This window comes from Scytonema sp. UIC 10036 (assembly GCF_009725235.1).
Genome location: NZ_WJFC01000085.1, coordinates 1 through 14,646, shown reverse-complemented (window position 1 = coordinate 14,646; position 14,646 = coordinate 1). Strand labels below are relative to the sequence as shown.

Genomic DNA, 14,646 nt, shown 5'->3' with positions numbered 1-14,646 from the left:
TAGAAGGGTGAATGTGGTAAATCCCTTTTCAGGGATGTATTTGCCTGTCCTGCGATCGCTTAAATGCAACTCTTTGCATCAAACTCTAGCAAGAATTGAGCTTTGTGCTTGAACTAAGTCATCAGGAGTGTTAATTTCCAAAACTGCCTTTTCTGTGAGGCATACCCGAATGTCAAACCCATGTTCTAAGACTCGCAGTTGTTCTAAGGCTTCACACTCTTCTAATGGAGTGGGTGTCATTTGAGCATATTGCGCTAGAAAATTCCTTTCAAAAGCGTAGAGTCCGAGATGATGAAACACGGGTGCATTCCCAGAATTACGGAAGTAGGGAATAGAAGCGCGAGAAAAGTAAAGGGCGTTGCTTTTGCGATCGCACAAAACTTTGACAGTATTGGGGTCAGAATAGGCTACTTCAGGGTTGAGAGGACACGCTAATGTTGTCATGGCAGGCAATTCTCCAGCAATATAAGGAGAAACTAACTGGGACAACATCTGACCTGTAACAAAGGGTTGATCGCCTTGAACATTGACTACAACTTCCATGTTGGGATAACGTTGAGCAACCTCTGCCACTCGGTCTGTACCGGTCGCATGGTCAGAACGAGTCATTTCTACCTCTCCACCAAACTGAAGCACGCAATCAGCGATGGCTTGGCTGTCAGTCGCGACGACAACCTTAGTGAAATCAGAGCAGCTTTTAGCTGCTTCATAAACTCGCTGTACCATTGGGCGATCGCCAATGAGTGCTAAGGGTTTACCTGGAAAACGAGATGAATTGTATCGGGCGGGAATGACTGCAAGAATATTCATAATAGACTCGTAGAAACGTTGTTAGATAGTAATATTTTCGCTGCAAAATTTGGAAACATTTTATTGAATCATGACTTTTGCAGTGAAACAATTTCTGTTAGGAGTTGTTCGGTATATACTTTGGCAGAATCGTATATTACATGATCGGCATTTTCCATTTGTTCTTTGGCAAAAGTTATAGGTTTTTGAATCTGATGCATTCTAGGGCTTTTCTCGGCATAGACATTCAATGTTTTTTGAACTTGATTGAAATAAGCTTGGAACTGTTCGTTTTCATACAATTCTTGATAAATTGGGCTGCTAGCTAAGTAAATATCAACATTAAATTTTTCTGCTAAATCAATCATTTTATCTATAGCTAAACGATTGTGAGAAGAAAGATTAAAATCAGAATTTTTAACCTTGTTTATTTGTTCTTCTTTCTGTTGCTCAACATAACTAGGGTTAGCTTGTTCCCAAATCATGAATCCATCATTTTCAAGTTTGAAATTACTACTGAGTTTAAAAGAATCTATGGGAAACATTAAAATTTTCGCCAGTGTACGATTTGATGAATAGAAAGGTATATATTTTTCGATAAAAATCATCATTTGCTTTTTTAAACTTAATTGAATTTTTGGTTCTAATTGCTGCCAATACCCCCAAGGCAATGGTATTTTTGCAAGCAATGATATCTGAAATTCACGGCTCCAAACTTCTGGTACATGAACAACAAGAATATGCTTGGGAGGTGGAAATTTATTCAAATATGTTTCTAACATCCATGCATCATTTAAACTAGTCATGTTACCTATGGTGCAAAGATTAATAGAAGTTGTATTTAACACTTTGTTAAAGATACTTGGAACAACTCCTTGATTGCAGCTAGAATCTCCCAGTATTAACCAGTCAACAGGCTTCTGCAAATTGAGAAGCAGTTCCCATTTAGATCTAATTAACCAATCGCCTCTATTCGTTGTATATTTCTCCAAATACGATTTAGCTGCAAAATTTGCGGTGATAACAAAAATGATAATCCATATAATAGAGAAGATAATAGTACGAAATTTAATTGGCTTGATAATCTCTGTTGGTAGGTTTTGATTGGGAGGTTGAGCCATTTGTTTATAAGTAATTTAAAGTGGGTCTATAATTAAAATTGGAAGTAAATAAATTCACCTGATTCACGAACTCCAAAAATAGAGATCCAGATAATAAATAAACTGTAAATTGGGATGTAAAAGAATGGTTTAAGTTTGGTTATAATCAGTAAATCTCGGCTGAAATGCTGGCATAGCTGAACGAGAATAAGGGGAAGGCAGAAAAATATTAACTCGTAAGTAAAGGTGAAACTGTGTTCTGAAGGAGTCAATCCAATATTGGTAAGAATAGACCAAGTTTGGTCTAAAGAGCTTGAACGAAACATAACCCACCCAATGTTTATAAGAAGAAACATCAAACACATTTGGCTTAAGGTTAGGAACCATGGTGGTTTGCGACCTTGCAACTTTTGATGTTTTGATTTTTTATCAAAGAAACGATAAACGATGAGAATAAATCCCTGATAGGCACCCCAAAGCACAAAGTTCCAAGCCGCTCCATGCCAAAGACCACCTAAAAGCATTGTTAAAAATAAGTTACGATATGTATTGAAACTACCTTGGCGATTGCCTCCAAGAGGGATGTAAAGATAATCTCTCAGCCATCCAGAAAGGGATATATGCCAACGAGACCAAAAATCACTGGGATTGAGAGCAAAATAAGGTAATTTAAAATTCAATGTTAGTTCAAAGCCCATCAGCTTAGCTATCCCTCGTGCGATATCAGAATAACCAGAAAAATCCCCGTAGATTTGAAATGTGAAGGCAAGGATGCCAACGATAACGATCGCTCCTTTATACTGGGTGTAATTGTTGAAAATTTCATTGGCAATAATTGATAAATTGTCAGCAATGACAACTTTTTTAAAAAATCCCCAAATTATGAGAAATAAACCCGCATGAACTTGTTCTGCTTTGATTGTTCTCTCAGAATTAAATTGATGCAATAAGTCATTAGCTCTTTCGATAGGACCTGCTACTAACTGTGGGAAAAAGGAAATAAATAGCGCAAAATCAAATAAATTATTGACGTGCTTGATATCTCCTCTGTAAACATCTATAACATAGCTCATTAATTGAAAGGTATAAAAAGAAATGCCTAAAGGTAGAAGGATATTTAATGTGACCCAATCTAAATATATTCCACTTAAGCTGAATATTTTATGTAGACTGTGTGAAAAGAAGTTAAAGTATTTAAAGATTCCTATTAATACTAAGTTAAAAATTATACAAATATATAAAAGGTTTTTTCGAGCAGGTTTTTCTCGATTGTCTTGAATCTTTTCAGCTATGACAAAATTCAATAAAATAGATATAAAAAAAAGAAAGAGAGCACTTAAGCTCCAGTACCCATAAAATATAGTACTAGCAATTAGCAGTAACGTATTCTGAGCTTTGTAGTTGCTTCTTAAACAACAGTAAATAGTATAAACAATCAAAAAGAAAATAACAAAATCAAAAGAATTAAAATTCATAAAAAATATTTTTGATTTTTTGAATGAAGAAGAATTCAAAGGAACAAGAATGTTAAGCCATCTTGTTCCTTGAGTAAACTAGTGGTGCTAAGCGCTCATAATAGAATTAGATGTGATGCTGTTAGCTTGTACCCCATTCAGTACAGCTAATCGTTCGTTACCAAAGTTAATCCAGGTATCAATACTGTTATTTGCTTGCATAATATTTAGCTGTCCAAAACTTAAGCCATTTGATAGTGCTAGCAAATCTTGACCAACTGAAAAATCAGTAATGGTATCAGTTCCTTGTCCTGTAGATAAGACGAATCTATCTGCGCCATTTCCTCCTATTAATAAATCATTACCACCTCCACCATTCAGGACATTAACACCTGCATTACCTACTAAAGTATCGTTATGAGAAGAACCAATTATGTTCTCTATACTATTAAGTTTATCTTTCGCGATATCAGTATTAAGAATTGCTTTGTGCCAAACTTGAGCAACTTTGTTGTAACCATTTTGAGTGGGATGAACTTTGTCTTGTAAGTCGTTAGGTGTTAACGCATTATAAGCATCAACAAAAGACACTTTTTTCCCAGAAGCCGCTTTATCAGAGACTATCTGAGATACACCTTTCCGGACGTTAGGTATCCCAAAATTAAAATCTTTGCCTTGCTGATTTTGTTGTGGGTTTGTAGTAATCGGTGCAATTGAAGCTACCAAAACTTGAGCATTAGGGACTTTATTGGTAATTTGATCGATGAGATTACTCAAACGAGTAGGTGCATTATTGATGTCGTCATTCTTAAGGATGTCATTGGTACCGATGGTCAAAAGTACCATATCTGGCTTGTATGTATCCAACCAAATATTGACATTACCATTGCCATCATTGTTACTTGCAATATCTCTGATTCGCCACCCACCAAATCCAGCATTGTCTCTGTCAAAGCCTTGAGGACCTGTGGAGCGCGGACCAACGAAATTGATATTGTGACCCCCATTTTTCAATAAATGCCACAAATCATCACGGTAGGCACCGGAGTCCCATTCAATCATACCAAAAGTGTTAGAATCACCGAGAGGCATGATTTTGAAAGGGTGATTGCTTGAAGTGGCGAATTTGTGGGAGACAACACCAGTATTCAGATTGGCAACGATAGGAGCTTTGGCTTGAGCATATGTGATGGTATCAATTTCATTACTTCCATTAAAGATGTTACCACCAGTACCACCTTGGATGATATTACCAAGATTGAGAGAAGGTTTTTGTGTGTTAGAGACGGGAATTAACTCGAAGTAGTTAACATTAAAATTACTTGTTAAAGCATCAAACCGTAATTGCTGTTGCCCTGCACTGAGTTTTAAATGTCCTAAAGATTGAGCATTTTGCCAGTTTTGCCAGCCACCAGTCCCACCAAAATTCACTGTTGTGCTTTGCCCGCCAACACTGACTTTAAAACTGTGATTTGCCTGAAATGCAGAAGCAACACGACCAACAACTTGATAATCTCCGGTAGTAGGAACGTTAATGTTGTAAGTCAGCCACTCCCCGGATGCAATCCAACCTACACCTGAAGTGCCATCGATATCGCCACTAGCAGCAATATCTACATCATCAAAACGATACTGACCTCCACTATTACCAGGTGTAGTGTCGTAGTACGCGATGTTCTGACCACCCGTTCTATAGTCTTCAGCTTGAATGCGAATTGGTGAACTGTTTGGGATTGAAGGTACGGGCGGTGGACTTGAGTTTGAAACAGGAATTAACTCGAAGTAGTTAACATTGAAATCACTTGTCAGAGCATCAAACCGTAATGACTGTTGCCCTGCACTGAGTTTGAACTGTCCTAAAGATTGAGCATTTTGCCAGTTTTGCCAACCACCTGTCCCGCCAAAATTCACTGTTGCGCTTTGCCCGCCAACACTAACCTTAAAACTGTGATTTGTGTTGATTGCAGAGGCAACGCGACCAACAACTTGATAATCTCCGGCAGTAGGGATGTTAATGTTGTAAGTTAGCCACTCTCCGGATGCAATCCAACCTACACCTGAAGTGCCACCAATATCTCCGCTAGCGGAGATATCTACATCATCAAAACGATACTGCCCTCCAATATTACCAGATGTAGTATCGTAGTAACCAAAATAATCTTCTGCCTGTACTCTAATAGAAGACATATCGTGATATCGAGCTTCCGCGATGCTGATAAAGTTTACAATTTAGGGGTAAAACTGAAGACTCTGCCAAGCACGGAATAATAGGAAAATTCACACTTATGACTAACACCAATACGGTTTAAATAATATTTAGCTTTGCTCTATAGAAGTAGTATGAAAAACGGTGCTTAGAATTTATAAGCCAATGCGAATAATATCGTGAAGCCTAATCAATCCCAGACATTGCTTTTGAAGATCGACCACAGGTAAAACAGAAATTTGGGAAGGACGATCTTCCATTAACTTGAGAGCATCATAAGCTAAGGTATCTGGTGTTACAGTCACTGGATCGATGGTCATTATTCTTCCGGCATTCAAGCTCTGCAACTCTTCTGGATTGGTTTTCTGCACCCATCGACGTAAATCTCCGTCAGTAATTAGACCCATCAACTGACCTGTTTCATCAACAATGTTGACTGCTCCCGAACCGCCTTGACTAATAACACTCACGACTTCAATCCAAGAAGCTTGAGGTTGCAGAATGGGATTGTCACAACCTTTGCACATGAGATCCTCAACCTTTAATGTCAATCGCTTGCCCAATCGCCCAGCAGGATGATTGAAAGCGAAGTCTTCAGGCGTAATACCTCGCATTTGCATTAAGGTCATTGCCAGAGCATCTCCAATAGCAAGAGCAACCGTTGTGCTCGTTGTAGGAGCTAAGTTCAAAGGACAAGCTTCGCGATCGACAGTAGCATCCAAAACAACATTTGCTTGTTCTGCAATTGTAGAGCGAATGTTGCCCAAGATAGCAATCATGGCTACTTGTCGATGCTTGAGATGAGGAATCATCTGAATTAATTCTTCCGTTTCACCACTGTTGCTCAGCAAAATCACTACATCACTAGCCGTGACTATACCTAAATCACCGTGTAAAGCATCGCAAGGATGCAAACAAACAGACACAGTACCAATGCTGTTTAACGTGGCAGCAATTTTTTGAGCAACAATTCCAGATTTACCAACTCCTGTCAACACGACTTTACCTTGGCAGTGCGTCAACAGTGTTAATGCTTGTTCCAATTGGTCAGCCTGTAACCTTTCAGCAGCTTTATTTATGGCATCTGCCTCTAATTTGAGGAGTGCAACAGTCTGGTGAACCGGAATAGAGGTGATAAGTGAGTTCATACAAAAGATTTTTCAATAAGAGGACTTTTAAGCAACTTGAACCTTCCAAAGCTTCCGTACTGATGCCTTAGCAAAATTTATCGTTTCCTTAATGCAATTACTAGAGTTTGCTTTAGGTGAGTTTCCTTCTAATAAATTCTGCCTGACATAAGAACGCACTAGAGTTAATTCAATATCGCGTTCGGTAATGTACCCAGCAGACATAGCTTCTCGGAAGTAATCAAACCACAGTTCTCCATATGGATGATTTGGATGCTTCCAAGGTTGAGTATAAAGATTTGTATAGTGAATTAATTTGGTGTCTTTGTCGTAGTAATCAAAAACATTCCACTTTGGATCGAGTTCACCAATCTTGTAAGAATGATAAGCTAGGAATGTTGAACTCATGCACGAGAAGTCTGTATACGTGTATAAACCTTTAGTAACTTCAGCACATATGCTTTCTAGGTCGAACTTACATTTTTCACAATCTATCAGCATGACGCTTAACCCCCAAAGATCTGCACCATTATTGGCGTAAGCGTCTTTCTTTGCTAAAAAGTCAAAATCATTTAGGCTGGTGTCAAAAAGTTCGCCAATATCAGTCAGGCAAATAGTATCTGAATCTATATAAATAGCTTTGCCTTGGTAGTTACAAATTTGAGGAATTAAATATCTATAGAGACTAAACTCAGTGATATTTTGGTATTTAATATGGAGGGGCATGGGTGCTGGAAAAGGTTCTCCATCATTCAGTTCAACGGCATTATGAGTTCCATTAAAAACATAAATATCTAAATTTCTCCTACTATGTTTTCTTAAAGAATAAATTGACACTTTTCTTTCTAAAAGACTGGCTTCTCCAGATCCAATAAAAACCCTAACTCGTTCTTGTGTATTCATAGCTAAAACACTGTAAATTTATTGGTAAATATTTTCTTATGCACTAAATAATATAAATTGAGTTAGCGCATAAGTAGAGATTTGTCTGTACCATTTATGTTATTCTTGTTTCTAGGCTCACCTCTTTTACGAATAATTCTTCCAGGAACACCAACAACTACAGAATAAGGTTCTACACTTTTGGTAACTACTGTTCCAGCACCAATCACAGAACCTTTGCCGATGGTGCAGCCCTCAAGAACGATCGCACCTGCTCCTATCCAGACATCATCTTCTATAATGACGCCTTTATTGGTTAAAGGTTGGTAATCTATTGGTATATTGATATCATCAAATAAATGATTGGCAGGATTAATAACCACATGAGTTGCTATTCTGACCAAATCACCTATTATCAAATCCCCACAACCAAATAAAGCAGAGTAAGGATTGACGCTACAATCACGTCCAATTTTTATCTGACCTTGCATAGATTTAAGTATTGCAAAGTTCCTAACGGTTGAGCGATCGCCGATATGGATAGCAGAATTTTCAAGACTGCATTCAAGAGTGGCATAATCTTCTATAATGACATCATCACTCAAAAACAACTGATTCAAATTGCTTTTGATTAAACTTTTGCTACCAAGACTACAATTTTTACCATATTTTCCCATGTCTTGTTGATAATTATTCTCAAGGACACGGTGTTTTAAACTACCGTATCGTTGCTCAATTTTGTCGCAAATACTTATCAAATGCTTTAGTAACATAGCGATCGCTAATCCTTATTGAGAACTCTTCCTCAAAGAAATTGGAGAAACTGAATCTTTAACAACTTTCCATTCTCTTTGCTGATAGTACAAACATTGATTCATGTTGGCCTCACTCTTAACAGAAAAAACAAAAGTTTCTACTGCATCAAAAACATTTAATATTCCCTCAGCTACGTTTAATTTTGCAGTGTAAACTCCTGGTTTTAACCCAAGGCAAGGCATATGTAACCGGAGTTCAAAATCCCCTGGCAAGACTGTTAGATCGCTACTTTTCTTATCACTCTCTAAGAAGAGCACTCTTTCATTTTCAGCTCCAGTGTTAGATACAATCACCGTTGCGTTTAAACTATCAACCTTCCTATGAGCTTTACAACCTATACAAAAATTAACTGGCTCCCCTGTAACAGGAAAATCCAAAACTTCTCCTTGCTCGTTTTTAAAGCAAAGGTATGTAATATCAACTCCAGAACTACTTTGTGGGTTCTTTTCGGGAAATGTCATAGTTCCTTGGTGAGTTGTTGAAGTGTTTAAAAATAAATCGCTTTCATACTGATTCATCACAGATAGTGTTTCACCACTCGCTATCAGCGTTCCCCGAGATAAATAAACAGCAGAATCACATATTGAAAGAATCGATTGTGGGCTGTGAGAAACCAAAATGAAAGAAGTCCCTTTCTGACGCAGTTCTGCCAATCTCCGATAACACTTGATCCGAAATTTCATATCTCCCACTGCCAAAACTTCATCAATCAAGAGGATATCGGGTTCTGTATAAATAGCACTGGCAAAACCTAACCTTGCTGCCATTCCAGAACTGTAAGACTGTACGGGAGAATCAATTGCATCCCCTATTTCTGCAAACTCAACAACTGCATCAAATCTCTCATCAATTTCTGTTTTAGTCAGACCCAAAATAGCCATGTTAGCGTAAATATTTTCTCGCCCTGTCAATATTGGATTAAATCCAGCGCCCAAGGCAATCAGTGGTGCTAGCCGACCGTTCACTTCTACAAAGCCGGTGTCTGGTTTAATCAGACCAGAAACAATCCGCAGTAAAGTCGATTTTCCACTGCCATTTTTTCCAATTAAGCCTAGTGATTCTCCCCGACGCAACTGAAAGCTAACATCTTTTAGCGCCCAAAACTCTTTATGGCGTAAATTATCATTTTTCTCACGTAGCCCCACTAACTCAGAAAAGATATCTTGAACACCATAAACTAAAGACCGCTTCAAATCCCGACAAAACTTTTTGGAAACCCCATTAACAGAGAGAATGACTTCATTTTCAGAATTTTGTGGATTCACTGAAATATCGCGCTCAGTAATACTCTTCATTATCAAGAACTCATCCTTTCTACTACATAGGGAATTGCGAGACGATAAATAATCCAAGCTAGCAGTAGCCCCACAAATGTAATTAAACTGACTATCCAAAACCCTTGGGGATCGGATATGACCCCTGTAGTCGCTAATTCTCGCGTTGTGACTAACAGAGGCGTGACTGGGTTGAGCTTGACAATGCTTCCAAAAACGCCATCACCGGGAATTGGATATACGACTGGAGTGAGAAACAGCCAAAATCCAGTGAAGAGTGTTAGACCCATTGTAAAATCTTGATAGAGAGCACCTATTGGTGCTAACAGCAAGCCGAGAAATGTTCCAAATGCTATCAGATGAATAAGTGCCACTAGTGCCAGAATTGCACTCCAACCCACTGGTATTTTAAAGAACACAAACAAGCCCACAATTAAGATCAGCTTGATTCCAAAATTGAAAAATACTTCACCTAACTTGGCAAGAATGAGCGCTTCTCGGGGAAAATTTATCCTTGATAACATTGCTTTTGCAGAGGTTACAGCTTGCACCGGACCATTCAATGCTTCTACAAAAGTTTGCCATAGAGTCATGCTGAACATAACGTAAGCGGGGTAAGGCAAAGCCGTGTTTCCAAGATTGATAACCCCACTTCCTTTGGCGACTGTAAAGCCAGCTGCCATTACGATTGGAGGGAGAAAAGCCCATAAAACACCGAGAAATGATTGGCGATATTTAGCGCTGAGATCTCGAATCAGAAGTCGCCAAGCTAGTTCTCGCGACCCCAGCAAGTCCCGCCCCATTTCTTTAAACAACTCAAGCGGATGTCTCATCCTACTTTCTGGTCGATGCACGACTCTGTATTTTTTTGAAGAACCTCTCCTAGGAGAAGTCGAGCCATGATTTTGTTTAGTATACTGTTGGCTATTTTGTGTCATGATGCGATGAATTTCCTCTTTTTGTGCATCAGTCTAATTCACTTGACTTACCTAACTATCTGACCAAACTAAGTCTTGGATAGCCCTAAAATTCATGACTACAGCTACTGCCCCTGCCAGAAAAAGAACTTCTAAAAAGCTGAGTATATGGGCTTACTCAGTTTCTACTCTTGTGTGGTAGCTCCAACTCATCTTGTCATACGTTCTCGGCAGATTGGCAAGTATTTCAGACATCTTTACCAGAAAATTGACTGTTATCTAGGCTCTTTCTTGAAGAAAAATCAGTGAAATTACCGCTTTTGTATGGTTTTAAGCAATCTAACCTCCTAGTACATCTAAGGATAAATTTTTAGACTTTTTGTGAACTTTGTTGTTCCTTCCGGATAAAGTTGCTTGTAACATGAATCCCAATCGTGAGTTTGAGAAATGATGATTGCTGTTGTACTCTGCATCATAAATTCAGTCATACCCGGAGAATTAGTCATCTCAAATGTTTTGCGAACGATTGTGAGAATTCTCTTCTCTGCGCTCCATTGATTGCTTCAGGAAAGCCACGACAGTAAAGCAAGTGCTCTCGAACAACTCCAAAAGGAGCTTGTGCTTTTATTTACTAAATGCAGAATAAACAACAGCAAACATACTTAGCTAGAGCGATGAAAGAGGATTAATTCTTCCATCCCAAATACCGTTCGCGGATATGAAATGGCGTACTAATAACATCACTGGATGTCAACAGTTGCTTAAAAGCCAACCATATAAACGGTGGAATAGTCTTTGTATAGCGATGCCAAAGGCGACCTGGTTCTTGCAACCAACGGAATAGCCATTCTAACCCCAAATCCCGCATTACGCGGGGTGCTCTTTTTTGAATTCCTGCATAAACAGGAAAAACACCGCCCAAGCCAATCATCACTGCTTGAATTTTATCCTTATGTTGGGCTATCCAATTTTCTTGTTTTGGACATCCAAGGGACACAAACACCAATCCAGCACCACTGGAGTTAATTCTTTTAATAAGTGCTTCGTCTTCAGTTGGAGTTAGAGGACGAAAAGGCAAGGGTTCCATTGCCGCAATTTGCAAGTTAGGAAATTCCGTTTCTAACCTTTTTCTTATCCGAGAAAGAATCTCTGCTTGAGAACCGAGGAAAAATACACTGACATTCTGCTTTTGAGCAAGATTGCACGTCTTTAATAAGATATCCATTCCTGCTACGCGATCTTGGTAATGTGCGCCTAAAAGCCTCATCATCCAAACTAAAGGCATACCATCAGGAGTGACAAGGTCTGCATTGTGTAATACAGTGCCAAAGTCAGGGTTCCAATAAGCTTCCATCAACATATGTACGTTGGCTACACATACTGTCTTGCTCTCACGAGCTGAAGCCCACCTCAGTATTGTCCGTATTTGGTCATCAAACTGTAAAGCAGTGATAGGAAAATCAAGCACTCTCTGAGTAGGGAGAAAAAACCTTCCTACCATAAGTTACTACTCCTTGTGTCCAGCAAATTATCAACACACCGACTTGGCAATTTTCAAGATTGAAGATGGCTAGTTATGTCGCTTTGGACTTTCTTCTCAGCTTGGGGCATCGTCGGAAGTTAACACGCGGAGATGCATTAGCTCTTTCAGTAAATTACTGATTTCCCTGGTATTCAATATTTTCACTTAGCCTGTATAGTAATTTACTCCAAAATCGGACATTATTATTTGTTTTATGCAAAACTTTATATTTACTTCATATTGGCTTTTTCAAATTTTTATACAAGAGTGATTTGCTCGAGTAAAAATATCTACGTACAAAGAAATACATTATCAATCTTGCAGCTAAAGCTAAAATAATTTAGCCACTAGAACCAGTTTTTTAAAAAACTTGAATCGTAACCGAAAGGACAATATAAATTTTTCATAAATAAGAATCAATCTGCCAGAACGACTTCGTGACCAACTTTATCTAACTTTCACTTTCGTACACCATACAGAAAGCTACATCAATAGCATTGCCTGTAAAAAGAAAAAAGGGGAGAAGATTTGTTTCTCTTCCCCCCTTTGCTTCACCACTCTTTTTATTTCGCTTGTCATTATCTAGCAGCTCGCCCTCTTTCAGTTTCTTTCTAAGCATTTGCTGCTGTTTCTTTAACTGGCGCTGTCTTGCAGAACCACCCCTACCCTTATTATTCCTGCCTTCTCGGCGAGGAGACTCCCATCTTTTCAATCGCATTGTGGTTAACCTCTCTTAATTTAAGAAATGATACTGTGTCTAAAACTAAAAGTTTTTTGTATGAGAATTATTGGCTGTACTACTACATTATAATTCACCGACATTACACTGTCAAATCCTCTAGGCAATTCAACAAACATACTGTAGCAACACATAACTTGTAGCTGTTGTTACAAAGTTATAATTTACCTTCACAAAAATCTCACTAACCTCCATAAATAGGTAGGGATAACAAATTCTTTACCCCTTCAACATTCAGCTTCAGAAAACTTTTAAAAAGGGAAGCGATCGCTCGGCTTGCATTCTCTATCTATAGAGATATGCTAGTTGAGTGTCAACCAAAAGAAACAAACTGAATTGCAAAGAACACGGTTATCTTTACAAAAACTTTATACTACTAACTGTATTCACACTGTTTAAGCAGTTATCCGGAAACAGACGTGTCAATAGAAAAAACCACACATAAGTCAGCCACTAAAACCCATGAACAAAGGATTGGCGATTGGATAAAGGACATGGTATAACCAAAGAATGGTTTTCATGTTCCTTTATAGATAACCGCCTATCGGTGTCTAGTTGAAACAATATCTCACTGCAACAAGGCAGATCGAAAACATTACTCCTCCTTACACAGAATTCAGAGATTGACTGTGCAAACTCTTCACATAGGTAATAATGTTCGTAAAAATATTTCACATAAACTACAAGAGGTGGGCATTGCCCACCCTACTCTTCACATTGGTAACAACGGTGGGCATTGTCCACCCTACTACTGGTCACTGATTCAGTGGGCAAGAGGAGAATCGAACTCCTATGACCGCAAGGTCGCCACATTTTGAGTGTGGTGCGTCTACCAGTTTCGCCACTCGCCCTTGGTAGGAACTTCATTATTATAACCTATTTTTTGAGTTTGCAACAACTTTTGATATTCTTTGCTGCTTGCCCAGCGATCTATCTCTCTAGCTCTCAGTACGGGTACTGGATGAGTCAATTGAGATGTCCGGGTAACTTTCACCATTTCACCCAATTCTGTGTTGCTAATCTCATCATAAGCACGAGCCTGGGCAATAAAAGCATCCAGGTTAAGCTGAGGTGCCAGAGTGGGGGAACCACCTGCTAGTTTCATCAACACCGACATCACAACCCTGGGATTTTGAGTTGCCAACAATGCGGCGCGATCGCAAGTAAACTCAGCACAACGTATCCACTCCAAAAGCTGTGCCTGTATTGCCTGAGCAAGAAAAGATCCAATATTTGGTACCACTGCTGCAGCCAATATCAATATATTTACCGGAGTCAAGTAAACACTGTGATCGCACTTGAGATGTCCCAACTCATGAGCAATAACCGCCTGAATTTCTTCTGGCTCCAGCATATCAATGAGAGAAGTATGTACCACAATAAAGGGCTGTTTCCCCCGCATGGCGAAGGTATAAGCGTTGGGTGCTGGATGCTGTTTCACATACAATTGAGGTGGCTCGATATCTAATATTTTGCAAGCGTCTAGTAACAACTGGTGTAAGTGAGGCAGTTGTTTTTCACCCACGAGAACACTTGATGCAATATTTTCTACGTAAAAAACCTGCTCCGCCAGAGGTCCCAAGATATTCCGTACTATCATATCAACTCCGGGCACCTGCTTAAGTGCTTGAGTTGCCTCCAGATCCAGTGGATGGCGAAATGAATCGGCTTTGAGACCAATCAGTTGAGTTTTGGGGAGTAACATGGGGAAAGCATTTTTAACCATACCATTGATAGTATAGCTTTTTGAACAGACAAGGGAGACAAGGGGGACAAGGAAGACAAGGGGGACAAGGAAGAGAGTTAGGATGTATGAACGG

The 14,646-nt window shown here is 39.0% G+C and carries 13 protein-coding genes and 1 tRNA gene; all 14 read right to left on the bottom strand.

Going from position 1 to position 14,646, the window contains the following annotated elements; genetic code table 11:
- Window positions 1-78: 78 nt before the first annotated feature.
- Window positions 79-810 carry a 3-deoxy-manno-octulosonate cytidylyltransferase gene (gene kdsB, locus F7734_RS32175; protein ID WP_155748615.1) on the bottom strand — a complete coding sequence of 244 codons (732 nt, stop codon included), beginning with the start codon at window positions 808-810 and terminating at the stop codon, window positions 79-81.
- Window positions 811-878: 68 nt separating this feature from the next.
- Window positions 879-1,910 (bottom strand): hypothetical protein, encoded by a 1,032-nt coding sequence (locus F7734_RS32170; RefSeq protein WP_155748614.1) that lies wholly within the window; start codon window positions 1,908-1,910, stop codon window positions 879-881.
- A 32-nt stretch (window positions 1,911-1,942) separates the two neighbouring features.
- Window positions 1,943-3,403 (bottom strand): MBOAT family O-acyltransferase, encoded by a 1,461-nt coding sequence (locus F7734_RS32165; protein WP_243147206.1) that lies wholly within the window; start codon window positions 3,401-3,403, stop codon window positions 1,943-1,945.
- A 48-nt stretch (window positions 3,404-3,451) separates the two neighbouring features.
- The gene (locus F7734_RS32160) at window positions 3,452-5,530 is read right to left on the bottom strand and encodes a carbohydrate-binding protein (protein ID WP_155748613.1); all 2,079 of its coding nucleotides are present in this window, start codon (window positions 5,528-5,530) and stop codon (window positions 3,452-3,454) included.
- 174 nt (window positions 5,531-5,704) lie between these two features.
- The gene (locus F7734_RS32155) at window positions 5,705-6,697 is read right to left on the bottom strand and encodes a KpsF/GutQ family sugar-phosphate isomerase (protein ID WP_155748612.1); all 993 of its coding nucleotides are present in this window, start codon (window positions 6,695-6,697) and stop codon (window positions 5,705-5,707) included.
- A 27-nt stretch (window positions 6,698-6,724) separates the two neighbouring features.
- Window positions 6,725-7,579: a glycosyltransferase gene (locus tag F7734_RS32150; RefSeq protein WP_155748611.1), complete on the bottom strand. Its 855-nt coding sequence runs from the start codon at window positions 7,577-7,579 to the stop codon at window positions 6,725-6,727.
- 62 nt (window positions 7,580-7,641) lie between these two features.
- A complete protein-coding gene (locus F7734_RS32145; RefSeq protein ID WP_155748610.1) occupies window positions 7,642-8,331 on the bottom strand; it encodes an acyltransferase in 690 nt (229 codons plus the stop codon).
- Window positions 8,332-8,346: 15 nt separating this feature from the next.
- Window positions 8,347-9,669: a polysaccharide ABC transporter ATP-binding protein gene (locus F7734_RS32140; RefSeq protein ID WP_155748609.1), complete on the bottom strand. Its 1,323-nt coding sequence runs from the start codon at window positions 9,667-9,669 to the stop codon at window positions 8,347-8,349.
- A 2-nt stretch (window positions 9,670-9,671) separates the two neighbouring features.
- Window positions 9,672-10,481: an ABC transporter permease gene (locus F7734_RS32135; protein ID WP_207714269.1), complete on the bottom strand. Its 810-nt coding sequence runs from the start codon at window positions 10,479-10,481 to the stop codon at window positions 9,672-9,674.
- Window positions 10,482-10,921: 440 nt separating this feature from the next.
- Window positions 10,922-11,071 carry a hypothetical protein gene (locus F7734_RS60955; RefSeq protein WP_166482285.1) on the bottom strand — a complete coding sequence of 50 codons (150 nt, stop codon included), beginning with the start codon at window positions 11,069-11,071 and terminating at the stop codon, window positions 10,922-10,924.
- Between the two features lie 179 nt (window positions 11,072-11,250).
- Window positions 11,251-12,066, bottom strand: coding sequence for a WecB/TagA/CpsF family glycosyltransferase (locus F7734_RS32130; RefSeq protein WP_155748608.1), 816 nt, complete (start codon window positions 12,064-12,066; stop codon window positions 11,251-11,253).
- A 472-nt stretch (window positions 12,067-12,538) separates the two neighbouring features.
- Window positions 12,539-12,805 carry a hypothetical protein gene (locus F7734_RS32125; protein WP_155748607.1) on the bottom strand — a complete coding sequence of 89 codons (267 nt, stop codon included), beginning with the start codon at window positions 12,803-12,805 and terminating at the stop codon, window positions 12,539-12,541.
- Between the two features lie 788 nt (window positions 12,806-13,593).
- A tRNA-Leu gene (locus tag F7734_RS32120) sits at window positions 13,594-13,677 on the bottom strand.
- Window positions 13,656-14,531 carry a M48 family metallopeptidase gene (locus tag F7734_RS32115; protein WP_155748641.1) on the bottom strand — a complete coding sequence of 292 codons (876 nt, stop codon included), beginning with the start codon at window positions 14,529-14,531 and terminating at the stop codon, window positions 13,656-13,658. The genes F7734_RS32120 and F7734_RS32115 overlap by 22 nt, the downstream gene beginning before the upstream one ends.
- Window positions 14,532-14,646 lie beyond the last annotated feature (115 nt).